A 25,084-nucleotide genomic window follows, 5' to 3' on the forward strand; every position below is an offset into this window, starting at 1 on the left:
ATCACCCACCTGAAAGGCCCTCACTCCGTCATGCCAGAACTGGTGTTCTTCTCCGGAACCATGGACTGCGGAAAGAGCACCCTGGCGCTACAGATCGGGCACAACCGGTCGGCACGGGGGCTCCAGGGAGTGATCTTCACCCGGGACGACCGGGCGGGCGAGGGCAAGCTCTCCTCCCGGCTGGGGCTGGTCACGAACGCGGTCGAGGCGCACGAGGGCATGGACGTCTACGCCCATCTCGTGGGCGTCCTCTCCGAGGGAGGCAGGGTGGACTACGTCATCGTGGACGAGGCGCAGTTCCTGTCGCCCGACCAGATCGACCAGCTCGCCCGGGTCGTCGACGACCTGAACCTGGACGTGTTCGCCTTCGGCATCACGACCGACTTCCGTACGAAGCTGTTCCCCGGCTCCCAGCGGCTCATCGAACTGGCCGACCGGATAGAGACGCTCCAGGTCGAGGCGTTGTGCTGGTGCGGCGCGCGGGCCACGCACAACGCCCGTACGGTGGACGGCGTCATGGTCGTGGAGGGCTCCCAGGTCGTGGTGGGGGATGTGAACCAGTCGTCGGCCGAGGTGGGGTACGAGGTGCTGTGCCGGCGCCATCACCGGCGCGAGATGACGGCCGCGGCGGCGCGCGCCGCGGCCCTCTCCCCGGACGTCCTCCCGGTCTCGGCCGGCTGACCTGACCGGGGAGCCGGCCCCGGGCGCCGGGTCCGGTTCGGACCACCCGATTCGGGCTCAGACCACCGGGTCCGACTGGACGATCGTGAAGACCGCGCCCTCCGGGTCAGCGACCGTCGCGAGCCGGCCCGTCGCGCCCTCGCGCGGCCGGCGGATCACCTGCCCGCCCAGCTCCGTCACCAGCCGCGCCGCCGCGTCCGCGTCCGCCACCTCGAAGTGCGTCATCCAGTGCGCGCCGCGGTCCCGGTCGAGCGCCCGGCCCAGGCCGTGCAGCGAGGCGACGGGACGCCCCTCCAGCCGCAGCGTCAGAAAGTCGAAGTCGGCGGAGACCGTCGCCTCCACGTCGTAGCCGAAGAGCGCCTCGTAGAACTTGCCGACCGCGGAGGTCTCGCGGGTGATCAGCTCGTTCCAGACGGGTGTGCCGTGCGCGCCGGCCACCGCCGTCCCGGTGTGCGCGGCCGCCTGCCAGATCCCGAAGACCGCGCCCGCCGGGTCCGCGGCTATGGCCATCCGGCCCGCCTCGGCCGCGTCCAGCGGGCCGACTCCGACCGTACCGCCGCAGCTTCGGATCGTCTCCGCCGTCTTGTCGGCGTCGTCCGTCGCCAGATAGGTCATCCAGGCGATCGGGAGATGACGGTCGGGCGGCAGCTGGCCGATCCCGGCGATCTCCCGGCCGTCGAGCAGCCCGCGGACATACGGTCCGAGCTGCTGCGGCCCGGGTGTGAACTCCCAGCCGAACAGCGCGTGGTAGAACTCCTCGGTCGCGGTGAGGCCGTGCACCATCAGACTCACCCAGCAGGGTGTGCCGGGCGTACGCCGGATCGCAGCCTCGGTCATCGTCACTCTCTCCTCGGACCTTCGCAGCGGGCGGAAGTGGTCAGGAAACGCGCGGGAACGCTCGGAAACGCTCGGGAACGCGTGGGCGACGGTGGTGCGACGGTCGCGACAACGGTCCGTGACGCCCGAGCAGATGCTCGCACCCGCCGCCGTCCGGCGCTCCGGGGCCGCGCCGCTCTTGGCGGGATCTCGATCCGCTGTTTACCGTCCGTTTCTCCGCGGTCACCCGGGCAGCGGGCGGTACGAGAGGATGACGTCCATGACAGTCATCATCACCTCAGCCGAACTCTCCGGCGAGTCGGCCGGCCCCCGCCCGCCCGTACTCCTCGACGTCCGCTGGCGCCTGGGCGGTCCTTCGGGCCGGCCCGAGTATCTGGCGGGCCATCTGCCGGGCGCCGTCTACATCGACCTCGACACGGAGCTGGCGGGCCCGCCCGGCACCGGCGGCCGGCACCCGCTGCCCGAGGTGGCCGCCTTCGGCGCGGTGATGCGCCGGGCCGGGGTGTCCCGGGACACCCCGGTGGTCGTGTACGACGGCGGCCAGGGCTGGGCCGCGGCCCGCGCCTGGTGGCTGCTGCGCTGGACCGGCCACCCGGACGTCCGCGTCCTGGACGGCGGTCTCGCGGCCTGGACCGGTCCGCTCACCACCGAGGTACCGGCCCCGGCCGAGGGCGACTTCGCCCCGGCGCCCGGCGCGCTGCCCCTGCTCGACGCGGACGGCGCGGCGGCCCTGGCCCGGGACGGCCTGCTGCTGGACGCGCGCGCCGCCGAGCGCTACCGCGGCGACGTCGAACCGATCGACCGCGTCGGCGGCCACATCCCGGGCGCGGTGTCCGCGCCCACCACGGAGAACGTGGCCGAAAACTCCGTCTTCCTCCCCGCCGAGACGCTCGCCGCCCGCTTCAAGGCGCTGGGCGCCACCCCCGACACCCCCGGCGGCGTGGGCGTGTACTGCGGCTCCGGAGTCTCCGGGGCCCACGAGGTGCTCGCCCTGGAGATCGCGGGCATCCCGGCGGCGCTGTACGCGGGCTCCTGGTCCGAGTGGTCGGCGGACGAGTCCCGCCCGGTGGCCACCGGCCCCGACCCGCTCTGACCGCGCCGGAGCACGGGTAGCACAACAGGCCGAGGGGCCCGTACGCCGATGCGGTGAGTACGGGCCCCTCGGATTACGTACGTAAGTACGTGCTGATTCCGTGGAGATGGTGGGGACGCGCGGTGAGCGGACCGGCCTGGGGAGCGACAGGCGGACCGGGCGGGCCCGTCGGGCCGGCTGCCGGGCCGCCCGTCGGGCCTCCGTCAGTCCTGCTTCTTCCGGCGTGTGCCGAACACGATCTCGTCCCAGCTGGGCACCGCCGCCCGCCGTCCCGGCCGTACGCCGTCCGCTTCCGCCTGGCGGTCCGTCGTGCCGGTGAGCCGGTCGCGGTGACCGGCCACCGAACGCGGCATCAGCACGTCCGCGTACGCGGAACCGGCGCCCGCCGACGCGGCCGGGGCCACCGGCTCCTCGTCGATGTCCGGATCCTCGTCCTCCTCCACGTCCGCCGGCTCGGCCGACGGACGCTCGGGCACGACCATGTCGCCGCGGAAGCTCGGCACCGCCTCCAGCAGGCTGGTCAGCGAGTCCCGCTCGTTCGGCTCCTCGGGGTCGCCGGCCCCGGGCCGGTCCATCGGCCGGTCGAGGCCGCGGTCCATGCCCCGGTCGCGCGGCAGCCGCGCGATCCTCGGCACGAACGGGAAGCTCGGCTCCTTCGCGGTGACCGTGTCGTCCGTGTCGCCGATCAGCGCGCGCGCCTCGTCGTCGACGGCCTGCACGAGCCGCCGGGGCGGGTCGTACGTCCAGCTCGCCGAGTGCGGCTCACCCGCGACCAGATAGACGAGCAGCACCTCCCAGGTGCCGTCGTCGCGGCGCCAGGAGTCCCACTGGACGGTCTCCTTGTCGGCACCGCGCAGCGTCAGCCGCTCCTGCACGGCCTCGCCGAGCTGGGGTCCGGTGTTCTCGCCCGGCCGGCGCACGGCGGTCTTCCTGGCCCGCTCGGCCATGAAGGCGCGTTCGGCGAGGACCGGTCCCTCGAAGCGGCGGACCCGGTCCACCGGGATACCGGCGTGCTGGGCCACCTCCTCCGCCGAGGCACCGGCTCGTATCCGCGCCTGGATGTCGCGGGGCCTGAGGTGGCTCTCCACCTCGATCTCGATCTGACCGAGCCTGGCCCGGTCATTGCGCACGGCCGCGCGCAGCCGCTCGTCGATCGGAAGTGTGTATTCCGTGCTGTCGGCAGCCTTGAGCACCAGTCGTGTGCCGTCGTTCGAGACGGCCACGACACGCAGTTCGGGCATGGGAACCTCCCGGGTGGTGCCTGCCGACGTCACGTGCGTCGCTGCTTCCGCTAGTCGAGTGTGGCCTGCCCGGGTGCAGCCTGCCACAACCTTTCCTGCTGCCCGGCGTGTCGGGCATGTGCCCTGGAACGCCGATGACACGGTTACCTATTTGCGACGCAGGGTGACAATACCCGTCACTCTGTGCAGCAGGCGCCCGTGCGGTGCCGCGGCGCCGCCGGATCGAGTGCCACCTTCGGCCCCTTTCCGTTGTCCCGGACCCCCGTCAGGGAGTCCGGCCCCAGGGCTCGCCACAGTACTCCATTCGGGCCATGTGGGTGGACCGCCGCGCCGTCGAAGTTCTCCGCGGGCTGGGGAGTTGAACCGCGGGGACAAGTTCCGGCGGGTGTCCTGATTCACAGAATCCCCGAAAACGGAACTATCGGTTTCGCCCAGTTGTCTCTTCTTGGTGCACGGTGGGACAGATGGGCGAACAGGGACAGTGGATGGATCAGGAACAGACCGAGGAGAAGAAGCGGAAGATCGAGCTGAGCGTGCCCCAGGTCGCGGGGAGCGCGCTCGCCGCGGTCGCCGCGGCGGTGCTGGCCTCCCGGCTCGGCGTGTACGGCACGATCATCGGGGCCGGAGTGGTGAGCGTGGTCGCCACCTGCGGCGGATCGGTCTTCTCGCATCTGTTCCGGCGCACCGGTGAGCAGCTCAAGGTCGTCACGGAGCAGGCTGTACGGACCGGCGGGCGCCAGGTGCCCGTGGAGCCGGAGCCGGAGCGGGCGGACGGGTTCGGCCCGGCCACCACGCACCGCACGCGCGCCCGGGGCCGGCGGCGGCCGGTGATCGCGGCCGGCGTGGTCTTCCTGGTCGCGATGCTCGGGATCACCGGTTTCGAGCTGATCTCCGGTCAGAACCTGGACGGCGGTACGGGGACGACCGTCGGATACGCCGTCAGCGGCGGACACGGCCGCGCCACCCCGGCCACGACCCCCGCGACCTCCACGGTCCCCACGAGTCCCCAGAGCCCCTCGGCCCCCGCCTCGACGGACACCGGCACCGCCGGCACCGGGGACACCTCGGCCTCCCCGTCCACGTCGCCGTCCCCGTCCGCCACCGCGTCCGACTCCGCCGGCTCCTCCGACGGCTCCGGCTCGTCCGGTACGACACCGACGCCGGCCCCCTCCGGCAGCGCCGACCCGACCGGCACGGCCGGCTCAGGGGCCGGCGACACCGGCGGCGCCTCCGACGCGACCGGTGCTTCCGGCACCACGGGCACCACCGGCGGCTAGCCGGGCCGGGCCGTCAGTCCCCGAGCACGCGCCGCAGGTAGTCGTTGCCGAACAGCCGGTCCGGGTCCAGCCGGTCCCGCAGCGCCGTGAACTCACCGAAGCGCGGATACGCCTCGGCCAGATAGGCCGCGTCCCTGGTGTGGATCTTCCCCCAGTGCGGCCGGCCGCCGTGCGCGGTCATGATCCGCTCCACCGCCGTGAAGTACGAGCGGTGCGGCGTCCCCCGGTACAGATGCACCGCGATGTACGCGGTCTCCCGGCCCGAGGCGGTGGAGAGCGCGATGTCGTCGGCGGGGGCCGTACGGATCTCCGCCGGGAAGCTGATCTTCAGCGGGGAGCGCTCGACCATCGCCTTCACCTCGCGCAGCGCGCCGACCACGGCCTCCCGGGGCAGCGCGTACTCCATCTCCACGAACCGCACCCGGCGCGGCGAGGTGAAGACCTTGTGCGGGATGTCCGTGTACGTACGGGCCGAGAGCGCCCGGCTGGCGACCCTGGCCAGCGCCGGGATGGTCGCGGGCACCGCCCGGCCCAGCGAACAGGCCACCTGGAAGGCGCCGTTGGAGAGCAGCTCGTCCTCGATCCAGCCGCCGATCCGGCCGGGCGGCGCCGCGGGACCCGCGCTGCGGTTGTTGCGCTTGGTGTTGCAGTTGCCGGTGTGGGGGAACCAGTAGAACTCGAAGTGCTCGTTCTCGGCGACATGCTGGTCGAACTCGGCCATGACCCGGTCGAAGGCCATCGGTTCCTCGCGGGCGGTCAGCAGGAAGACCGGCTCCACCGCGAAGGTGATCGCGGTCACCACCCCGAGCGCGCCGAGCCCGATCCTGGCGGCGGCGAAGACATCCGGATTCTCCTCCGCCGAGCAGCGCAGCACCGAGCCGTCCGCCGTGACCAGCTCCAGGGCGCGGATCTGGGCGGCGATGGAGGCCGAGTCACGGCCCGTGCCGTGCGTGCCGGTGGAGGTCGCGCCCGCCACGGTCTGCTCAGTGATGTCGCCCATGTTGGTGAGCGAAAGACCCTCTCTGGCCAGCGCCGCGTTCAGCCGTTTGAGCGGGGTGCCGGCCGCCACCGTGACCGTGCCGGCGGCCCGGTCGATCCGCTCGATGCCGGTCAGCAGATCGGGCCGTATCAGCACCCCGTCGGTCGCGGCGGTCGAGGTGAAGGAGTGGCCCGTGCCGACCGCCTTCACCCGCAGCCCGTCCTCGGCCGCCGCGCGGACCGCCGCCGCCACCTCCGCCACGGAGGCGGGGGAGACCGTGCGCGCCGGTTCGGCGGTGACGGTCCCCGCCCAGTTACGCCACGTGTTCCTGGTCGTCGTGCCTGTCCGGATCCCGGTCATCCGCCCCGCGCCCTCCCCGAATCGGTACCGGCCCGCGCAGCCGGCGATACCCCAGGAACGCCACCACGGCCGCGACCGCACCCGCCGCGACGGGCACCGCGTACCCCGCCCGCGCCCCGGCCGCGTCCACCACCCAGCCGGCGGCCGACGAGCCGAGCGCCACGCCGACCGCGAGCCCGGTACTGGTCCAGGTCATGCCCTCGGTCAGCTTGGTGCGGGGTACGTGCGCTTCGACGAGGGCCATGGTGGTCACCATCGTGGGTGCGATGGCGAGGCCCGCGACAAAGAGCGCCACGGCCAAGAACGGCAGGTTCCCGGCCAGTTGGAGGGGGATCATACTCACGGACATCGCGCAGACACCCAGCAGCCACCGCAGGGCGGCCGGGCCGGCGGGACGCAGCAGGCCGAACACCGCGCCCGCCAGACAGGAACCGAGCGCGTAGACCGCCAGCACCAGGCTCGCCGCCGCCTTGTGGCCCCGCTCCTCGGCGAAGGCGACCGTCACCACTTCGACCGCGCCGAAGATCGCCCCGGTCGCCACGAACGTCACCACCAGCACCCGCAGCCCGGGGGAGCGCAGCGCGGAGTCGCCGGTGTGCCGCTCACGCGGCTCCGGTACGGGCTCGGTGGCCCGCTGCGCCGTCAGCCACCCGACCCCGGCCAGCAGGAACACGGCCGCCAGCAGCGGGCCCGCGGCCGGGAACCAGGCCGTCGACAGACCGATGGAGAGGATCGGGCCGACGATGAAGCACAGCTCGTCGACGATCGACTCCCAGGAGTACGCGGTGTGCAGCGCGCTCGGGGAGTCCCGGTGGATCGCCGCCCAGCGCGCCCGCACCATCGCGCCCACGCTCGGCATGCCGCCCGCGCCCGCCGCGAAGACGAAGAGCGTCCAGTCGGGCGCGCCGAGCTGGGCGCAGAGCAGCAGCCCCATGACGGACGCGACCGAGGCGAGCGTCGCCGGGCGCAGCACCCGGGCCTGGCCGTGCCGGTCGACGAGCCGGGAGATCTGCGGGCCGAGCACGGCGGCCGACAGCGCGAGCGCCGCGGTGACCGCCCCGGCGAGCCCGTACCGCCCGGTGAGCTGGGAGATCATCGTGACGACGCCGATGCCCACCATCGCCAGGGGCAGCCGGCCGAGCAGGCCGGCGGTGGTGAATCCCCGGGTGCCGGGGGTCGCGAAGAGCGCACGGTAGGAACTGGACAACGGACGCTCCGGTAAGGAATCAGCAGAATCGGGACAGCTTACGTTCGCGGTCAGGAGGGGCGAAAACCGTTTTCCGCCGCCCCCCGGAGGGGCCGCCGGCCGCGGGGCCGCCGTCCGGCGGATCGCGGCGGATGGCAGGATCGCCCCATGCCCGAACAGCTCGCCCATGCCCCCTACGACGCCCTGCTCCTGCTCTCCTTCGGGGGCCCCGAGGGACCGGACGACGTCGTCCCGTTCCTTCGGAACGTGACCCGGGGCCGCGGCATCCCCGAGGAGCGGCTCAAGGAAGTGGGGCAGCACTACTTCCTCTTCGGCGGGGTCAGCCCGATCAACGAGCAGAACCGCGCCCTGCTGGACGCGCTGCGCAAGGACCTCGCCGAGCACGGCGTGGAGCTGCCGGTCTACTGGGGCAACCGCAACTGGGCCCCGTATCTGACCGACACCCTGCGGGAGATGGCCGCGGACGGCCGGCGCCGGATCGCGGTCCTCGCGACCAGCGCCTACGCCTCGTACTCCGGCTGCCGCCAGTACCGGGAGGATCTCGCGGGCGCGCTCGCCGCCCTCGCCGAGGAGGGCGTCGAACCGCCCCGCGTCGACAAGCTGCGCCACTACTTCAACCACCCCGGCTTCATCGAGCCCATGGCCGAGGGCGTGCTCGCCTCGCTCGCCGAGCTGCCCGAGGACGTACGGGCCGGGGCGCACCTCGCCTTCACCACGCACTCCATCCCGGACGCGGCGGCCGACACCTCGGGCCCGGCCGGGGACCACGGCGACGGCGGCGCCTATGTGGCCCAGCACCTCGACGTGGCCCGGGTGATCGTGGACCGGGTCACCGCGGAGACCGGTGTCGAGCACCCCTGGCGCCTCGTCTACCAGTCGCGCAGCGGCGCCCCGCACATCCCCTGGCTGGAGCCGGACATCTGCGACCACCTGGAGGAGCTGCACGGCGCGGGCGTGCCCGCCGTCGTCATGGCCCCCATCGGCTTCGTCTCCGACCACATGGAGGTCCTGTACGACCTCGACACCGAGGCCACCGCCAAGGCCGCCGAGCTGGGGCTGCCCGTACGCCGCTCGGCGACGGTCGGGGCGGACCCGCGCTTCGCCGCGGCCGTACGCGATCTCCTCCTGGAGCGCGCGGCGGCCGAACGGGGCCGGCCGGTGGACCGCTGCGCCCTGGGCGCGCTCGGCCCGAGCCACGACCTCTGCCCGGCCGGCTGCTGCCCGGCCCGTGCCCCCAAGCCCGCCGCCGCGGGCGCGGACAGCCCGTACGCCTGAAGGAGCCCGCCGTGACCGACGAGACCCCGCCCGCCGAACTGCTCGCCCTCGCCCTGGAGGCGGCGCGCCGGGCCGGCGCCCTGCTGCGCGACGGCCGGCCCGAGGACCTCGCGGTGGCCGCCACGAAGTCCAGCCCGATCGACGTGGTCACCGAGATGGACATCGCCGCCGAGAAGCTGATCACCGGGTTTCTCGCCGAGCACCGGCCGGAGGACGGATTCCTCGGTGAGGAGGGCGCGGGCTCGGCGGGGACCAGCGGGGTCCGCTGGATCATCGACCCGCTGGACGGCACGGTCAACTACCTCTACGGGCTGCCCACCTGGGCCGTCTCCATCGCCGCCGAGCGCGACGGCGAGACCGTGGCCGGCGTCGTCGCGGCGCCGATGCGCGGCGAGACCTTCCGGGCGGTGCGCGGCGGGGGCGCCTTCCTCGGCGACCGCCGGATCACGGCCCGTCCGGCGGCCCCGCTGGAGCGCGCGCTGGTCTCCACCGGCTTCAACTACGTCACCTCCGTCCGCGGCCACCAGGCGGACATCGTCCAGCGGCTGATCCCGCGCCTCCGGGACATCCGGCGCGGCGGTTCCGCGGCCATCGACCTGTGCGATGTCGCGGCGGGCCGGCTGGACGGCTACTACGAGCGCGGGCTGCACCCCTGGGACCTCGCCGCGGGCGACCTCATCGCCCGTGAGGCGGGCGCGCTGACCGGCGGACGTCCAGGTGGTCCCCCGGGCTACGAACTCGCCGTAGCGGCCCCTCCAGGGGTCTTCGAGCCCCTTCAGGCGCTGCTGGAGGAGTACGGCGCCTGGCACGACTGACCGGTCACGCGGGAAGGCGCGCGGAATTTCAGACAAGGGAAAAGGGGCTCCGGTGCCGTCCCCTCGGCGCCGGGGCCCCTCTCCATGGGTTTTTCGGGCTGTTCAGGTTGCTCGTTCAGCGGGTGGTGCGGCTCTGTACGTGGACTGGCTGGGGCTGTCGGGTCAGGCGCCGTTGGCGGCGCCCACCTCCACACCGTGCTCGGCGGCGAGCCGACGCAGGTCCTCCAGCTCTTCCTGTTCGACATCCGCGAGGAAGTCGTCGCCCGTCTCGCGGGCATGGGTCAGATCGGTCTCCGTGGCCTTTATGCGCTGCAGAAGCCCGGCGGTGAACGCGTCCATTGCGCCCCCTCGTCGTGGGTCAGTGGCACGGGGCTGTGCCGACGGCGGGAAGATCACGGTCCCTCTGTCACTGGAAGACAGCTACCTGAGGGCAGATAAAGGTGTGGCATGCCACAAACAGGGCGTGATCTCGGGTGTGAAGTCGTCTTCCCCAGGGTCCGTCCCCGAGAAACCTCACGGCCTCGACGAAATCCCTCCCCCGCTCGATGTCGCAGGTCACCCGGCATGGTCTTACCGCCGGTTTATGGCCGACAAGGGCAGGATGGGCCCGCACAAACACAGCTACCGCCTGCCCTGATCACGGGTGACGGGCCCAGAGGAAGGAAGAACGACGTGCGCGTACTCGTCGTCGAGGACGAGCAGCTGCTCGCCGATGCGGTGGCCACCGGACTGCGCCGGGAGGCCATGGCCGTGGACGTCGTGTACGACGGAGGGGCCGCGCTGGAGCGCGTCGGGGTCAACGACTACGACGTGGTGGTGCTGGACCGTGACCTCCCGGTCGTCCACGGGGACGACGTCTGCCGGCGGATCGTCGAGCTGGGCATGGCCACCAGGGTCCTGATGCTCACCGCGTCCGGCGATGTCAGCGACCGGGTCGAGGGACTGGAGCTGGGCGCGGACGACTATCTGCCCAAGCCCTTCGCCTTCAGTGAGCTGACCGCCCGGGTCCGGGCGCTCGGCCGCCGTACGACGGTGCCGCTGCCGCCCGTCCTGGAGCGCTCGGGGATCAAGCTCGACCCCAACCGGCGCGAGGTGTTCCGGGACGGCAAGGAGATCCAGCTCGCGCCCAAGGAGTTCGCCGTCCTGGAGGTCCTGATGCGCAGCGAGGGCGCCGTCGTCTCGGCCGAACAGCTGCTGGAGAAGGCGTGGGACGAGAACACCGACCCGTTCACCAACGTGGTCCGGGTGACGGTCATGACGCTGCGCCGCAAGCTCGGTGAGCCGCCGGTCATCGTGACCGTACCCGGCTCCGGCTACCGGATCTGATGCCCGTGGCCACCATCCCGCCGCCCCCCGCCGCACCCCCGAAGCCCACCTGGGACCCCCGGCGCCCCGAGCAGAGCATGCCCTGGGTGCGGCCGACCATCCGGATACGGCTGACGCTGCTGTACGGCGGGATGTTCCTGATCGCAGGCATCCTGCTGCTCTCGATCATCTATCTGCTGGCCGCGCAGGCCCTGCACGTGGGCAGCGAGCTGCCGTTCAAGATCGTCAGCGGCAAGGTGAGCAGCGATGTCTGCAACTTCCCCGACTCGGCGCAGCCCGCGGACTTCAACATCGCGATGAACGCGTGCGTGAACCACCAGCGCCAGCAGGCGCTGGACGATCTGCTCAGCCGCTCGCTGCTGGCGCTCGTGGGGCTGAGCGTCATCGCGTTCGCCTTCGGCTACGCCATGGCGGGCCGGGTGCTCTCGCCGCTCGGCCGGATCACCCGTACGGCCCGCCGGGTGGTCGGCACCGACCTGGCGCGCCGGATCGAGCTGGACGGCCCGGACGACGAGCTGAAGGAGCTGGCGGACACCTTCGACGAGATGCTGGAGCGGCTGGAGCGGGCCTTCACCGCGCAGCAGCGGTTCGTGGCGAACGCCTCGCACGAGCTGCGCACCCCGCTGGCGATCAACCGCACCCTGCTGGAGGTCCATCTCTCCGACCCGGGGGCCCCGATGGAGCTTCAGCAGCTCGGCAAGACCCTGCTGGCCACCAACGAGCGCAGCGAGCAGCTGGTGGAAGGGCTGCTGCTGCTCGCCCGCAGCGACAACCAGCTCGTGGAGCGCAAACCGGTCGACCTCGCCGAGGTGGCCACGCGCGCGGTGGACCAGGCCCTCTCCGAGGCGGAGGCCAAGGGGGTGGAGATCCGCGGGGAGCGGGTGCCGGCGGTGGTCCAGGGCAACGGTGTCCTGCTGGAGCGGATCGCCCTGAACCTGGTCCAGAACGCCGTCCGGTACAACATCCCCGAAGGGGGATGGGTGGAGGTCGTCACCGAGTCCCCGCCGGGCCAGGCGGTCCTGGTGGTGTCGAACACGGGTCCCGTCGTTCCCGCGTACGAGATCGACAACCTCTTCGAGCCGTTCCGGCGGCTGCGTACGGAGCGGACGGGCAGCGACAAGGGGGTGGGCCTCGGCCTTTCGATCGCCCGCTCCGTGGCGCGCGCCCACGGTGGCCGGATCTTCGCGGAACCCAGGGAAGGCGGCGGGCTCATGATGCGGGTCACTCTCCCGGTCTGAGAGACTGCGTGGAGTGATGAAGGGCGCCGGATTACTTTGTTCGCTTTGCGCGGAATTGCAGGGACCGGTTCCCGGTGGAAACGTGTGTGATCGATCACAGAGGCGAATTCCCGCCTATCGACTCTGTGTTATCAAGCCTTCAACGGAAAGCCGGTAAAGTCCGGGTTTCCAGGGCGCGGGATCACGGGAAGTACACGGGGTGGCGGCCGTGAAGCGCGACCTGAGGACCGTGTACGGTCCCCTTCGCCACCCGCAAGCCGATCACTCCTCGTGAGACCGGTTGGGTGTCGATTGAGTAACAGACCTTGATGTGAGGCAAAATCTCCGCCTCAGGTCGGGCACAAGTCCGGCCTCTCACGCGTTACCTGCGCTGAGACACCACAGACACCCAGAGGGGGAGAGCGACATGGCAACGGATTACGACACCCCACGCAAGACCGACGACGACGTCGATTCGGACAGCCTTGAGGAACTGAAGGCCCGCCGGAACGACAAGTCGACTTCAGCGGTCGACGTCGACGAGTTCGAGCAGGCCGAGGGCCTGGAACTGCCCGGCGCGGATCTCTCCAACGAGGAGCTGTCCGTCCGGGTCCTGCCGCGGCAGGCCGACGAGTTCACCTGCATGAGCTGCTTCCTCGTGCACCACCGCTCCCAGCTGGCCAGGGAGAAGAACGGGCAGCCCATCTGCCGAGACTGCGACTGAGGTCGGGCCGGCCGTGGCAGGCGATACACCGTCCCGGAAACGGCGCTTCCGGCGCAAGACGTCACCGGAGGCGTATCAGGGCGGCACGGGTCCGGCGGAAGGCGTCCAGCCGCCCGCCGACGGCTCCGCCGCCCTGCTGCCCCAGCACGGCTCGGACGCGGACGAGGACGAGCGGGGCCTTCCGGCCTCGCTCGAAGCCGGCCAGGACGACCACGACGGCCCCGTGACCGGGGGCCGGCGCCTGGACAGCGTCCGACGGGGCGTGCGCAAGGGCGGTGAGGGCGCCAAGGCGGCCCTCGGCCTGATCGCCGACCGGATCATCGACCTCGCGCCGCGGATCCCGGTCCGCGATCTGGCCACCCTGCGCGCGCAGTTTCCGGGACTCGGCCCCGAGGAGCTGGCCGACAAGCTGGTCGCGGGCGCCGCGAACAGCAGCTCCACCGTCGGCGCGGGCATCGGCGCGGCCGCGATGATGCCCGTACCGCCCGCGATGCCCGCCGAGCTGGCGGCCGAGATCACCGCCGTCGCCGCCGTCGAGCTGAAGCTCATCGCCGAGCTGCACGAGGTCTACGGACTGCGGCCCCCCGGCACGCTCCGGGAGCGCAGCGTCGGCTATCTGATGTCCTGGACGCACGAGCGCGGCGTCGACATCACCAAACCCTCGACCTTCAACGGCGCGCTCAGCGGCCCCATGAAGCGCGAGCTGCGCCACCAGATCACCAAGCGCATGGTCCGCACCCTGCCGAACCTGGTCCCGTTCATGATCGGCGCGGCCGTCGGCGCGATGATGAACCGGCGGGACACCAAGAAGGTCGCCGAGCACGTCCGCAAGGACCTGCGCAAGCGCCAGGTCCCCTGGGACGCCCTGCCGGCCCTGCCGCCGCTGGAGCGGACCGGGGAGCTGCCTCCCGGACTGCCCAGGGAACTGGGCGGCGGCTGACCGGCGCCCCCTCCCCGCGTCAGGCGCCCGTGCCGGTACCGGAGCCCGTGCCGGACGAGCTGATCCGTACGGCGTTCAGCGCCGCCAGCAGCGCCCGCGGGTCACGCGTCGAGAGATAGAGATACGGAGTCGGGTCCTCCGGGTCCGTGACCACCACCCGCAGCGCCGTCGGCACATAGCTGCGCAGCAGCATGAAGGCGCGCGGATCGGCCTTGTGCAGCCGCCAGGCGATCGCCTCCTCGCCCTCCAGCACCTCGGCCTCCCCGAGCGCCGCCACCGGGATCCGGGCGTCGCCCGCGACCAGGGAGTCCGCCACCACCCGGATTCGCGCCGAACCGTACGAGCTGACCCCGGCGGCGGCCAGGGCGCCCGCCCCGATCAGCCCGCCGAGCAGCGGCAGCGGCCCCAGCGGCAGCAGCATCAGCCCCCCCGAGAGGGAGATCAGGGCGGCGATGCCCCACCAGGTGCGGGGCGCGGTCAGACGTTCGTCGTAGCGTGCGACGGAAGGCTCCATGGCGCCAAGCTTGGCATGGTGCGGTGGGCGGGCGACCGCGCGGGTAAGGTCTGCGCCTGTGAGTAAGAGGCCGCGCGAATAGGTGGGGTGGATGAAGGAGCGGGTGTGGGTGCGTGCAGGTGCAAGGCGGAGGATTGAGTCAACGCGGAGCGTTGGTGAGTGACGACAACGCAGCAGATGTGCGTGCCCACGCCCGCGACGCCGCCCCACCTATTCGCGCGGCCTCTCACGTGCCGTCCCCGGAGAGCGCCGCGGGGCCCGACCCCGAGCCTTCCGCCGCCGGGCCCCTGACACCGCCGCCCGGCGCCGTACCTCCCGTACGCCATCCCGAGGCGCCCGCGCCCGGTGAGCCGCTCGGCACGCACTACGAACACTGTTTCGGCTGCGGCGGGGCGCAGCCGCACGGGCTCCAGCTGTCGGCCCGCGCCGGCGCGGGGGTGACCATCACCGCCGAGTTCACCGTCCGGGAGGCCCACCAGGGCGCCCCCGGGCTGGCACACGGCGGGGTGCTGGCCACCGCGCTCGACGAGACGCTCGGCTCGCTGCACTGGCTGCTGCGGGTGATCGCCGTGACCGGACGGCTCCAGACCGAGTTCCTCCGGCCCGTCCCCGTCGGCACGCTGCTGTATCTGGAGGCCGAGGTCACCGCCGTGCACCGGCGCAAGATCTACTGCTCCGCCACCGGCCGGCTCGGCGGTCCCGACGGGCCCGTCGCCGTCCGCGCCGACGCCCTTTTCATCGAGGTCAAGGTCGATCACTTCATCGACAACGGCCGTCCCGAGGAGATCCGGGCGGCGATGGCCGACCCGGACCAGGTCAAGCGCGCCCGCGCGTTCGAGGTGAACCCATGACCGACGCCCCCCGCCGGAGCCCGCTCGACGTGCTGATCCGCCGGATCGACCCCGAGGCGCCCCTCCCGTCGTACGGGCATCCCGGCGACGCCGGAGCGGATCTGGTGACCACGGAGGCCGCCGAGCTGGCCCCGGGCGAGCGCGCCGTCCTGCCCACGGGGATCTCCATCGCGCTGCCCGACGGGTACGCGGCCTTCGTGCACCCGCGCTCCGGGCTCGCCGCCCGCTGCGGAGTCGCCCTCGTGAATGCCCCCGGGACCGTGGATGCCGGGTACCGTGGAGAGATCAAAGTGATCGTGGTCAATCTGGACCCCCGCGAGAGCGTGCGGTTCGAGCGGTACGACCGGATTGCCCAACTGGTCGTCCAGCAGGTCGAGAAGGTCCGCTTCCACGAGGTGGCGGAGCTTCCCGCCTCCGCGCGGGACCAGGGGGGCTTCGGGTCCACCGGCGGCCATGCCGCCGTGGGCGGGGTACAGGGTGGGAATCGATACGCTTCGGTCGTAACCGACCGGGAAGGACAGTGACGTGTTCGGACGTCGCAAGAAGAGTGGTTCCGCCGAGGACGCGGCGGACGCAACGGGCGAGACCGAGCAGGTCGACGCCGCTGCCGCCGATGACGGCGACGCCGGCGAGCCGGGGGACGCGCCCCGCCGGGCGAACCTTCCGCCGGCGCCGCGCCCCGACGGTCCCTGGGACATCTCCGAGGTCTCCAAGCCCGACGAGGGCCGCGTCGACCTCGGGGGCATCTTCGTCCCCGGCGTCGACGGCATGGAGCTGCGGGTGGAGGTCGCCGGTGACGCGATCGTCGCCGCGACGGTCGTCGTGCGCGACAGCGCCGTACAGCTCCAGGCGTTCGCCGCTCCCAAGCGCGAGGGCATCTGGGGCGAGGTCCGCGAGGAGATCGCCACCGGCATCACCCAGCAGGGCGGCATCATCGACGAGGTCGAGGGCCCGCTCGGCTGGGAGCTGCGCGCGCAGGTCCCCGTACAGCTGCCGGACGGCACCGGCGGCGTACAGCTGGTGCGCTTCATCGGGGTCGACGGACCGCGCTGGTTCCTGCGCGGGGTGATCTCCGGGCAGGGCGCGGTGCAGCCCGAGGCCGCCGGTCTGCTGGAGCAGATCTTCCGGGACACCGTGGTCGTGCGCGGGGAGGGCCCGATGGCGCCCCGTGACCCGATCGTCCTCAAGCTCCCGGACGACGCCCAGATGGTCGCCGAGGGCGTCCAGCAGGACGAGCAGGAGGGTTCCCGCTTCTCCGGCGGCATGGGCCAGCTCCAGCGCGGACCGGAGATCACCGAGGTGCGCTGACCGCGCCCGCGTATGTGTGCGAAGCCGGTGGGCGGCACTCCCCGTGAGGGGGGTGCCGCCCACCGGCTTTTCCCGTTTTTCCGCAGGTCACACCGGTCCTGGCGGCGGGCGTAGGAAATGCGTCAAGCGGATGCCCCGGAGAGTATGAGACCCGTCAAGGCCGCCGGAATCCACCCCATCACGGGCTTTTCTTGCCGAGGCAGGTCTTCCGCACTCATATCAGGAGCACCCGATGGCCGACGCGGCCTTCGTCGTCACCACACTCGCGGTCTTCGCGCTGGTGGCCCTCATCGCCAGGGGGGTGACGAAGCTGTGACCGCCGAGAACATCGTCGGCCTCGTCGTGGCCGTCGCCCTGCTGGGCTATCTCGTCCTCGCGCTCCTCTTCCCCGAGAGGTTCTGAGATGGGCCCCGTCCTCTCGGGCGTGCTCCAGCTGCTCGCGCTGACCGTCGCGCTGGGCCTGGCGTACCGTCCGCTCGGCGACCACCTGGCCGGTGTCTACGCCTCGCCCCGGCATCTCCGGGCGGAGAAGTGGATCTACCGGGCCATCGGCGCCCGCCCCGAGACCGAGATGCGCTGGCCCGCGTACCTCCGCGCGCTGCTCGGCTTCTCGCTGGTGAGCGTCCTCTTCCTGTACGCGCTCCAGCGGGCGCAGGGCGTGCTGCCCGGCTCGCTCGGCTTCGCCCCGATCCCGCCGGGCCAGGCGTTCAACACGGCCGCCTCCTTCGTCTCCAACACCAACTGGCAGTCGTACGCGGGCGAGCAGGCCATGGGGCCGCTCCTCCAGACCGGCGGGCTCGCCGTGCAGAACTTCCTCTCGGCCGCCGTCGGGATGGCCGTCGCCGTGGCCCTCGTACGGGGCTTCGCCCGGTCCCGTACCGGCGAACTGGGCAACTTCTGGGCGGATCTGGTGCGCGGCACGGTCCGGGTCCTGCTGCCGCTCTCCGTCGTCGGCGCGCTCGTCCTCGTCGCGTGCGGCGTCATCCAGAACTTCGCCGGCGTCCATGAGGTCGGGCAGTTCACGGGCGGCTTCCAGCAGTGGAGCGGCGGCGCCGTCGCCTCGCAGGAGGCCATCAAGGAGCTGGGCACCAACGGCGGCGGCTACTACAACGCCAACTCCGCCCACCCCTTCGAGAACCCCGGCCCGCTCTCGAACCTCTTCGAGGTCTTCCTCATCCTGCTCGTCCCGACCGCGCTGACCCGCACCTTCGGCAGGATGGTGGGCAGCGTCCGGCAGGGGTACGCGCTCCTCGCCGCGATGGCGGCCATCTGGCTCGGCTTCACCGCGCTGATGACGTGGGCGGAGTTCCACCACGGCGGTCCGGCGTTCGACGTCGCGGGCGGGGCCATGGAGGGCAAGGAGACCCGCTTCGGGATCGCCGGCTCGACGCTCTTCGACGCCGCCTCCACCCTGACCTCGACCGGCGCGGTCAACTCCGCGCTCTCCTCGTACACCGGGCTGGGCGGCGGGATCGCGCTGCTGGGCATCCAGCTCGGCGAGATCGCGCCCGGCGGGGTCGGCTCCGGGCTCTACGGCATGCTGATCATGGCGGTCGTCGCGGTCTTCCTCGCCGGGCTGATGGTCGGCCGTACACCCGAGTACCTGGGCAAGAAGATCGGCACCCGCGAGATCAAGCTCGCCGCGTGCTACCTGCTCGTCACCCCGGCGCTGGTGCTCGGCTTCACCGCCGTGGCCCTGGCACTGCCCACACCGGACCACTCCCTCGCCAACCCGGGGCCGCACGGTTTCACCGAGATCCTGTATGCGTACTCCTCGGGCGCCAACAACAACGGCTCCGCCTTCGCGGGCCTCGACGCGAACACCCCGTGGTTCAACACCACCCTCGGTCTGGTCATGCTGCTGGGCCGCTTCGTCCCCATGGTGTTCGTCCTCGCGCTGGCCGGCTCGCTGGCCGGGCAGCGGCCCGTACCGGAGAGCGCGGGGACGCTCCGTACCCACCAACCGCTCTTCGCCGGAGTGCTGATCGCGACCGTCCTGATCGTCTCCGGACTCACCTACTTCCCGGCCCTGGCGCTGGGCCCACTGGCCGAGGGGCTGGCGTCATGACGACACGGACCGGGAAATCCGGCGGAACTGCACGGACCGCGAAAGCCGGCGGACGGACCGGCGGGGGACTCTTCACCCCCGCGCAGCTGGTCGCGGCCCTCCCCGACGCCCTGCGGAAGCTCGACCCCCGGGTGATGATCAAGGCGCCCGTGATGTTCGTGGTCCTCGTCGGATCCGTCCTCAGCACGGTCTTCGCCGCACTCGATCCCGGCGACTGGTTCGGCTGGGCCGTCGCCGGATGGCTCTGGCTCACCACCGTCTTCGCCAACCTCGCCGAGGCGGTCGCCGAGGGCCGGGGCAAGGCGCAGGCCGACACCCTGCGCCGGACCAGGACCGGTACGGTCGCGCGCCGGATCACCGGCGGGACCGAGGAGCCGGTCCCCGGTACGGAGCTGCGCGTGGGCGACCTGGTCGTCTGCGAGGCGGGCGACATCATCCCCGGCGACGGAGATGTGGCCGAGGGCGTGGCCTCCGTCGACGAATCGGCCATCACCGGCGAATCGGCGCCCGTCGTCCGGGAGTCGGGCGGCGACCGCTCGGCCGTCACCGGCGGTACGAAGGTCCTCTCCGACCGGATCGTCGTCAGGATCACCACCCGCCCCGGCGAGACCTTCATCGACCGTATGATCGCGCTGGTCGAGGGCGCGGCCCGGCAGAAGACGCCCAACGAGATCGCGCTCAACATCCTGCTCGCGTCCCTCACCGTCATCTTCCTGCTCGCCGTGGTCACCCTCCAGCCGTTCGCCGGGTACGCGGGCCGCCCGCAGACGGTGATCGTGCTGATCGCCCTGCTGGTCTGTCTGATCCCGACCACCATCGGCGCCCTGCTCTCCGCGATCGGCATCGCCGGTATGGACCGGCTGGTCCAGCGCAATGTCCTCGCCATGTCGGGGCGCGCCGTCGAGGCCGCGGGCGATGTGTCGACCCTGCTGCTCGACAAGACCGGCACCATCACCCTCGGCAACCGGCAGGCCGCCGAGTTCCTCCCGGTCGGGGGCGTGACCGAGGCCGAACTGGCCGACGCGGCCCAGCTCTCCTCGCTCGCCGACGAGACCCCCGAGGGCCGCTCCGTCGTCGTCCTCGCCAAGGAGCGGTACGGACTGCGCGAGCGCCACCGGGGCGAGCTGGCCGCGGCCGACTGGGTCGCCTTCACCGCGCAGACCCGGATGTCGGGCGTCGACATCGCGGAGGAGGGCGCCCGCCGCCGGATCCGCAAGGGCGCGGCCGGTTCGGTCGCCGCCTGGGTGGCCGAGCGCGGCGGGGGGACCTCCCCGGACGCCGGCCGGCTCACCGACGCCATCGCGCAGGCGGGCGGCACCCCTCTGCTGGTCGCCGTCGAGGACGACCGGGGCGCCCGGGTGCTGGGCGTCGTCCACCTCAAGGACGTGGTCAAGGACGGTATGCGGGAGCGGTTCGACGAGCTGCGCCGGATGGGCATCAGGACCGTCATGATCACCGGCGACAACCCGCTGACCGCCAAGGCGATCGCGGAGGAGGCCGGTGTGGACGACTTCCTCGCCGAGGCCACCCCCGAGGACAAGATGGCCCTGATCAGGGGCGAACAGGCGGGCGGCAAGCTGGTCGCGATGACCGGCGACGGGACGAACGACGCCCCGGCGCTGGCCCAGGCGGACGTCGGGGTGGCCATGAACACCGGCACCTCGGCGGCCAAGGAGGCCGGGAACATGGTCGACCTGGACTCCGACCCGACCAAGCTCATCGAGATCGTCGGCATCGGCAAGCAACTGCTCATCACCAGGGGTGCGCTGACGACCTTCTCCGTCGCGAACGATGTCGCGAAGTACTTCGCGATCATCCCCGCCATGTTCGCCGTCGTGTACCCGGGTCTCGACCGGCTCAACATCATGCGGCTCTCCTCGCCGGAGTCCGCGATCCTCTCCGCGGTCGTCTTCAACGCGCTGATCATCGTGGCGCTCGTCCCCCTCGCCCTGCGCGGGGTGCGCTACCGGCCGATGAGCGCCGACCGGATGCTCCGGCGGAATCTCGGGGTGTACGGCCTCGGCGGTCTGATCGCCCCCTTCCTCGGCATCAAGCTCATCGATCTGCTCCTCTCCCTCATCCCCGGCATCGGGTGAACGGTGTGTCCGCTGTGTCTCCTCTGTCCTCCCTGTCCGCCATGAACCGCCCGGCGGGCAACACCGCCCGGATCCTCGGTGCCGCTCTGCGTGCCCTCCTCGTCCTCACCGTCCTGTGCGGGGTGCTCTATCCGCTGGCCGTCACCGGCCTGGCCCAGGGGCTCTTCCCCCATCGGGCGAACGGCTCCGAGGCCAGCGAGTCCGGCCGGGTCATCGGCTCGTCGCTCATCGGCCAGCGCTACGACCGGCCGTCCGAGCCGGGGCGCGCGGCGGAGCCCGATCTCGGCTGGTTCCAGCCGCGCCCCTCCGGCGGCCTCTCCGGCAACACCCTCAACACCCAGTACCGGCTGCTCGTCTCCGGGGCGACGAACCTCGCCGGGGACAACGCCAGGCTGATCGCGTCGGTGGAGGCGGCCAGGGCGGCCGTCGTCAGGGACAACTCCGTCCCGGGCCATCCGGTCAGGCCCCCCGATGTGCCCCCCGACGCGGTCACCTCCTCGGGCTCGGGGCTCGACCCGGACATCTCGCCCGCGTACGCCCGGCTCCAGGTCCGCCGGGTCGCGGAACGCCGTCACCTCCCCGTAGGGGAGGTGACGAAGCTGGTCGAGCGGCACACCCAGGGGCGGGTGCTCGGCTTCGTGGGGGAGCCGCGGGTCAATGTGCTCGCGCTCAACTCGGCGCTGCGCGAACTGGTGGGGCGCCGGCCCTAGGCCCGTACGAACGCACCTCTGCCGTCACGTACTGCCGTCATCGCGCCATCAGAATCCCGTCAAGACCGGGCCGGAAGTCCACCGGCGTCCCGTTTGTCGCCCTTCCCGGCTGTAGTTTCGGGACAAGTCGACGCGTCGGGCGCGGTGGCTCTTCTGGAAGACAATGGAGCCATGGGACGCGGCAAGCTTCGGATCTACCTGGGCGCGGCACCGGGCGTCGGCAAGACCTACGCCATGCTCTCGGAGGCGCACCGCCGCCTGGAGCGCGGCACGGACTGCGTCGTCGGCTTCGTCGAGCACCACGACCGGCCCCGTACGGAGACGATGCTGCACGGCCTGGAGCAGATCCCCCGGCGCGAGCTGGAGTACCGGGGGGCCCGCCTCACCGAGATGGACGTCGACGCCGTACTGGAACGCCGCCCCGCCGTCGCCCTGGTGGACGAGCTGGCCCACACCAACGTGCCGGGCTCCCGCAACGCCAAGCGCTGGCAGGACGTGGAGGAGCTGCTCAAGGCCGGTATCGAGGTCGTCTCCACCGTCAACATCCAGCACCTGGAGTCACTCGGCGATGTCGTCGAGTCGATAACGGGCGTACGGCAGCGGGAGACCGTCCCCGACGAGATGGTCCGGCGCGCCGACCAGATCGAGCTGGTCGACATGTCGCCCCAGGCGCTGCGCCGCCGGATGGCGCACGGCAACGTCTACAAGCCCGACAAGGTCGACGCCGCGCTCTCGCACTACTTCCGCCCCGGCAACCTGACCGCGCTGCGCGAGCTGGCGCTGCTCTGGGTCGCGGACCGGGTGGACGAGTACCTCCAGCAGTACCGCGGCGAGCACAACATCCGCACCACCTGGCAGGCCCGGGAGCGGATAGTCGTCGGCCTCACCGGCGGCCCCGAGGGGCGTACGCTCATCCGCCGCGCCGCCAGGATGGCCGCCAAGGGCTCCGGCAGCGAGATCCTCGCCGTCTACATAGCCAGGAGCGACGGTCTCACGGCCGCCTCGCCCAAGGAGATCGCGGTCCAGCGGAAGCTGGTCGAGGACCTGGGCGGCACCTTCCACCATGTCATCGGCGACGACATCCCGTCCGCGCTGCTGGAGTTCGCGCGCGGGGTCAACGCCACCCAGATCGTGCTGGGTTCCAGCCGGCGCAAGACCTGGCAGTACATCTTCGGCCCCGGCGTCGGCGTCACCGTCGCCCGAGAGTCGGGGCCCGACCTCGACGTCCACATCGTCACCCACGAGGAGGCCGCCAAGGGGCGCGGGCTGCCGGTGGCGCGCGGGGTCAGGCTGGGCCGCTCGCGGATCATCTCGGGGTGGCTGGCGGGGGTCGTCGCGCCCGTACTGCTGTCGCTGGTGCTGGCGGAGCTGCACAACACCCTGGGGCTGGCCAACGACGTCCTGCTCTTCCTCTTCCTGACCGTGCTCGCCGCGCTGCTCGGCGGGCTGCGGCCGGCGCTGGCCTCGGCCGCCGTCGGCTCGCTGCTGCTCAACTTCTACTTCACCCCGCCGACGCACACCCTGACCGTCCAGGACCCCAGGAACCTGGTCGCCATCGTCATCTTCTTCGCGGTGGCCGTCTCCGTGGCGTCCGTGGTCGATCTGGCGGCCCGCCGTACCCACCAGGCGTCCCGGCTGCGCGCCGAGTCCGAGATCCTCTCCTTCCTGGCGGGCAGCGTGCTGCGCGGCGAGACCGCGCTGGACGCGCTGCTGGAGCGGGTGCGGGAGACCTTCGCGATGGAGTCGGTGGCGCTGCTGGAGCGGGTGAGCGAGGTCGACCCGTGGACCTGCGCGGGCAGTGTCGGGCCGCAGCCCGTCGACCGGCCCGAGGCCGCCGACGTGGACATGCCGGTCGGGGACCACATGGCGCTGGCGCTCTCCGGCCGGGTGCTGCCCGCCGAGGACCGCCGGGTGCTCGCCGCCTTCGCCGCCCAGGCCGCCGTCGTCCTCGACCGGCAGCGGCTGGTCGGCGAGGCGGAGCAGGCCAGGGCGCTCGCCGAGGGCAACCGCATCCGTACCGCCCTGCTCGCGGCCGTCAGCCACGATCTGCGGACCCCGCTGGCCGGCATCAAGGCCGCGGTCACCTCGCTCCGCTCCGACGACGTCGAGTGGTCCGAGGAGGACCGGGCCGAGCTGCTCGAAGGCATCGAGCACGGCGCCGACCGCCTCGACCACCTGGTGGGCAATCTGCTCGACATGTCCCGGCTCCAGACCGGCACCGTCGCCCCGCTGATGCGCGAGATCGACCTCGACGAGGTGGTGCCGATGGCGCTCGGCGGCGTACCGGAGCAGAGCGTGGAGCTGGACATCCCCGAGTCGCTGCCCATGGTGGCGGTCGACCCGGGGCTGCTGGAGCGCGCGGTCGCCAACATCGTCGAGAACGCCGTCAAGTACAGCCCCGGCGGCCGGCCCGTCACCGTCGCCGCGAGCGCGCTCGGCGCCCGGGTGGAGGTACGGGTCGTGGACCGCGGCCCCGGCGTGCCCGACGAGGCCAAGGACCGGATCTTTGAACCGTTCCAGCGCCACGGAGACGCGCCGCGCGGCGCGGGCGTCGGCCTCGGGCTCGCGGTCGCGCGCGGCTTCGTGGACGCGATGGGCGGCACGCTCGCCGCCGAGGACACCCCCGGCGGCGGGCTGACCATGGTGCTCAACCTCCGGGCGGCCTCAGGACGCGCGCCGGCCGGTGCCGGGACAGGCCCCGGCCCCGAATCATCCGCCCGGGTCAGCCCATGACCGGGGCAGCAGAAAGGCGGACCCTATGACCCGGGTGCTCGTGGTCGACGACGAGCCACAGATCGTACGCGCCCTCGTGATCAACCTGCGGGCGCGGAAGTACGAGGTGGAGGCGGCCTCCGACGGGGCGAGCGCGCTGGAGCTGGCGGCCACCCGCCACCCCGATGTCGTCGTCCTCGACCTCGGCCTGCCGGACATGGACGGCGTCGAGGTCATCAAGGGCCTGCGCGGCTGGACCCGGGTCCCCATCCTGGTGCTCTCCGCCCGGCACACCTCGGACGAGAAGGTCGAGGCGCTGGACGCGGGCGCCGACGACTACGTCACCAAGCCGTTCGGCATGGACGAGCTGCTGGCCAGGCTGCGCGCGGCGGTCCGGCGGGCCGAGCCGGTCGGCGGGGACGGCGACGAGAGCGCGGCGCTGGTCGAGACCGAGGGGTTCACCGTCGATCTCGCCGCCAAGAAGGTCCACCGCGCGGGCCGGGACGTACGCCTCACCCCCACCGAGTGGCACCTGCTGGAGGTGCTCGTACGGAACACCGGGCGCCTGGTCAGTCAGAAACAGCTCCTCCAGGAGGTCTGGGGGCCCTCGTACGGCACCGAGACCAACTATCTGCGGGTCTACATGGCACAGCTCAGGCGGAAGCTGGAGACGGATCCCTCGCACCCCCGCCACTTCGTCACCGAACCGGGGATGGGATACCGCTTCGAGCGCTGACGCGGCCGTATCAGCGGTATGACCGGGCCGGGGGCGGACCGGCGGGCTCCGTACCCCGGTACGGGCGCCTCCGTACCCCGGTACGCTCATGGGTATGAGTGCTGAGAAGCCGACCGG

At 72.2% G+C, this 25,084-nt stretch carries 24 protein-coding genes; 18 read left to right on the forward strand and 6 right to left on the reverse strand.

Annotated features, from left to right (window positions below):
- The first annotated feature begins 30 nt into the window (after positions 1–30).
- Positions 31–681 carry a thymidine kinase gene (locus tag DVK44_RS26885; RefSeq protein ID WP_114662750.1) on the forward strand — a complete coding sequence of 217 codons (651 nt, stop codon included), beginning with the start codon at positions 31–33 and terminating at the stop codon, positions 679–681.
- Positions 682–738: 57 nt separating this feature from the next.
- Here the strand turns inward: DVK44_RS26885 and DVK44_RS26890 are convergent, their stop codons facing one another.
- Positions 739–1,518: a VOC family protein gene (locus DVK44_RS26890; RefSeq protein ID WP_114662752.1), complete on the reverse strand. Its 780-nt coding sequence runs from the start codon at positions 1,516–1,518 to the stop codon at positions 739–741.
- 259 nt (positions 1,519–1,777) lie between these two features.
- Between DVK44_RS26890 and DVK44_RS26895 the strand changes: the two genes are divergently transcribed.
- The gene (locus DVK44_RS26895) at positions 1,778–2,611 is read left to right on the forward strand and encodes a sulfurtransferase (RefSeq protein ID WP_114662754.1); all 834 of its coding nucleotides are present in this window, start codon (positions 1,778–1,780) and stop codon (positions 2,609–2,611) included.
- Positions 2,612–2,814: 203 nt separating this feature from the next.
- Here the strand turns inward: DVK44_RS26895 and sepH are convergent, their stop codons facing one another.
- Positions 2,815–3,885, reverse strand: coding sequence for a septation protein SepH (sepH, locus tag DVK44_RS26900; protein ID WP_181957538.1), 1,071 nt, complete (start codon positions 3,883–3,885; stop codon positions 2,815–2,817).
- A 452-nt stretch (positions 3,886–4,337) separates the two neighbouring features.
- Here sepH and DVK44_RS26905 point away from each other — a divergent pair, with 452 nt between their 5' ends.
- A complete protein-coding gene (locus tag DVK44_RS26905) occupies positions 4,338–5,129 on the forward strand; it encodes a hypothetical protein (protein ID WP_228447381.1) in 792 nt (263 codons plus the stop codon).
- A gap of 13 nt (positions 5,130–5,142) precedes the next feature.
- Here the strand turns inward: DVK44_RS26905 and DVK44_RS26910 are convergent, their stop codons facing one another.
- On the reverse strand, positions 5,143–6,468 hold the full coding sequence (locus DVK44_RS26910) for a D-arabinono-1,4-lactone oxidase (RefSeq protein WP_114662758.1): 1,326 nt from the start codon (positions 6,466–6,468) through the stop codon (positions 5,143–5,145).
- Positions 6,422–7,675: an MFS transporter gene (locus tag DVK44_RS26915; protein ID WP_114662760.1), complete on the reverse strand. Its 1,254-nt coding sequence runs from the start codon at positions 7,673–7,675 to the stop codon at positions 6,422–6,424. The genes DVK44_RS26910 and DVK44_RS26915 overlap by 47 nt, the downstream gene beginning before the upstream one ends.
- Before the next feature lie 147 nt (positions 7,676–7,822).
- On the opposite strand from DVK44_RS26915, the gene DVK44_RS26920 reads away from it, so the two are divergent.
- Both DVK44_RS26920 and DVK44_RS26925 read left to right on the forward strand, forming a co-directional pair.
- A complete protein-coding gene (locus DVK44_RS26920) occupies positions 7,823–8,950 on the forward strand; it encodes a ferrochelatase (protein ID WP_114662762.1) in 1,128 nt (375 codons plus the stop codon).
- An 11-nt stretch (positions 8,951–8,961) separates the two neighbouring features.
- Positions 8,962–9,765 carry an inositol monophosphatase family protein gene (locus DVK44_RS26925; protein ID WP_114662764.1) on the forward strand — a complete coding sequence of 268 codons (804 nt, stop codon included), beginning with the start codon at positions 8,962–8,964 and terminating at the stop codon, positions 9,763–9,765.
- 162 nt (positions 9,766–9,927) lie between these two features.
- Here DVK44_RS26925 and DVK44_RS36820 read toward each other — a convergent pair whose 3' ends face one another.
- Positions 9,928–10,104, reverse strand: a complete 177-nt coding sequence (locus DVK44_RS36820; RefSeq protein WP_181957539.1) for a hypothetical protein — start codon at positions 10,102–10,104, stop codon at positions 9,928–9,930.
- Positions 10,105–10,437: 333 nt separating this feature from the next.
- Between DVK44_RS36820 and DVK44_RS26930 the strand changes: the two genes are divergently transcribed.
- The 4 genes from DVK44_RS26930 to DVK44_RS26945 all read left to right on the forward strand — a co-directional run bounded on the left by DVK44_RS26930 (position 10,438) and on the right by DVK44_RS26945 (position 13,972).
- A complete protein-coding gene (locus DVK44_RS26930; protein ID WP_114662766.1) occupies positions 10,438–11,091 on the forward strand; it encodes a response regulator transcription factor in 654 nt (217 codons plus the stop codon).
- Between the two features lie 5 nt (positions 11,092–11,096).
- Positions 11,097–12,329 (forward strand): sensor histidine kinase, encoded by a 1,233-nt coding sequence (locus DVK44_RS26935; protein ID WP_114665459.1) that lies wholly within the window; start codon positions 11,097–11,099, stop codon positions 12,327–12,329.
- Positions 12,330–12,735: 406 nt separating this feature from the next.
- A complete protein-coding gene (locus tag DVK44_RS26940; protein WP_114662768.1) occupies positions 12,736–13,032 on the forward strand; it encodes a DUF4193 domain-containing protein in 297 nt (98 codons plus the stop codon).
- A gap of 13 nt (positions 13,033–13,045) precedes the next feature.
- Positions 13,046–13,972, forward strand: coding sequence for a hypothetical protein (locus DVK44_RS26945; protein ID WP_114662770.1), 927 nt, complete (start codon positions 13,046–13,048; stop codon positions 13,970–13,972).
- Between the two features lie 19 nt (positions 13,973–13,991).
- Here DVK44_RS26945 and DVK44_RS26950 read toward each other — a convergent pair whose 3' ends face one another.
- A complete protein-coding gene (locus DVK44_RS26950) occupies positions 13,992–14,486 on the reverse strand; it encodes a DUF3093 domain-containing protein (RefSeq protein ID WP_114662772.1) in 495 nt (164 codons plus the stop codon).
- 287 nt (positions 14,487–14,773) lie between these two features.
- Here DVK44_RS26950 and DVK44_RS26955 point away from each other — a divergent pair, with 287 nt between their 5' ends.
- The 9 genes from DVK44_RS26955 to DVK44_RS26995 all read left to right on the forward strand — a co-directional run bounded on the left by DVK44_RS26955 (position 14,774) and on the right by DVK44_RS26995 (position 24,967).
- Positions 14,774–15,337 carry a PaaI family thioesterase gene (locus DVK44_RS26955; protein WP_114665460.1) on the forward strand — a complete coding sequence of 188 codons (564 nt, stop codon included), beginning with the start codon at positions 14,774–14,776 and terminating at the stop codon, positions 15,335–15,337.
- Positions 15,334–15,861: a dUTP diphosphatase gene (gene dut / locus DVK44_RS26960; RefSeq protein WP_114662774.1), complete on the forward strand. Its 528-nt coding sequence runs from the start codon at positions 15,334–15,336 to the stop codon at positions 15,859–15,861. The genes DVK44_RS26955 and dut overlap by 4 nt, the downstream gene beginning before the upstream one ends.
- 1 nt (position 15,862) lies before the next feature.
- On the forward strand, positions 15,863–16,645 hold the full coding sequence (locus DVK44_RS26965; RefSeq protein WP_114662776.1) for a DUF3710 domain-containing protein: 783 nt from the start codon (positions 15,863–15,865) through the stop codon (positions 16,643–16,645).
- 312 nt (positions 16,646–16,957) lie between these two features.
- On the forward strand, positions 16,958–17,047 hold the full coding sequence (gene kdpF, locus DVK44_RS26970) for a K(+)-transporting ATPase subunit F (protein WP_037727062.1): 90 nt from the start codon (positions 16,958–16,960) through the stop codon (positions 17,045–17,047).
- 1 nt (position 17,048) lies between these two features.
- Entirely contained in the window at positions 17,049–18,713 is a 1,665-nt protein-coding gene (kdpA, locus tag DVK44_RS26975) for a potassium-transporting ATPase subunit KdpA (protein WP_114662778.1), read from the forward strand.
- Positions 18,710–20,809 carry a potassium-transporting ATPase subunit KdpB gene (kdpB, locus tag DVK44_RS26980; protein WP_114662780.1) on the forward strand — a complete coding sequence of 700 codons (2,100 nt, stop codon included), beginning with the start codon at positions 18,710–18,712 and terminating at the stop codon, positions 20,807–20,809. Before kdpA ends, kdpB begins: the two co-directional genes overlap by 4 nt.
- 41 nt (positions 20,810–20,850) lie before the next feature.
- Complete coding sequence (gene kdpC, locus DVK44_RS26985; RefSeq protein WP_114662782.1) at positions 20,851–21,519, forward strand: K(+)-transporting ATPase subunit C; 669 nt, start codon at positions 20,851–20,853, stop codon at positions 21,517–21,519.
- Between the two features lie 171 nt (positions 21,520–21,690).
- On the forward strand, positions 21,691–24,252 hold the full coding sequence (locus tag DVK44_RS26990; RefSeq protein ID WP_114662784.1) for a sensor histidine kinase: 2,562 nt from the start codon (positions 21,691–21,693) through the stop codon (positions 24,250–24,252).
- Between the two features lie 25 nt (positions 24,253–24,277).
- Positions 24,278–24,967, forward strand: coding sequence for a response regulator (locus DVK44_RS26995; RefSeq protein WP_114662786.1), 690 nt, complete (start codon positions 24,278–24,280; stop codon positions 24,965–24,967).
- Positions 24,968–25,084 lie beyond the last annotated feature (117 nt).

Origin of the sequence: Streptomyces paludis (assembly GCF_003344965.1) — a bacterium.
GTDB lineage: Bacteria > Actinomycetota > Actinomycetes > Streptomycetales > Streptomycetaceae > Streptomyces > Streptomyces paludis.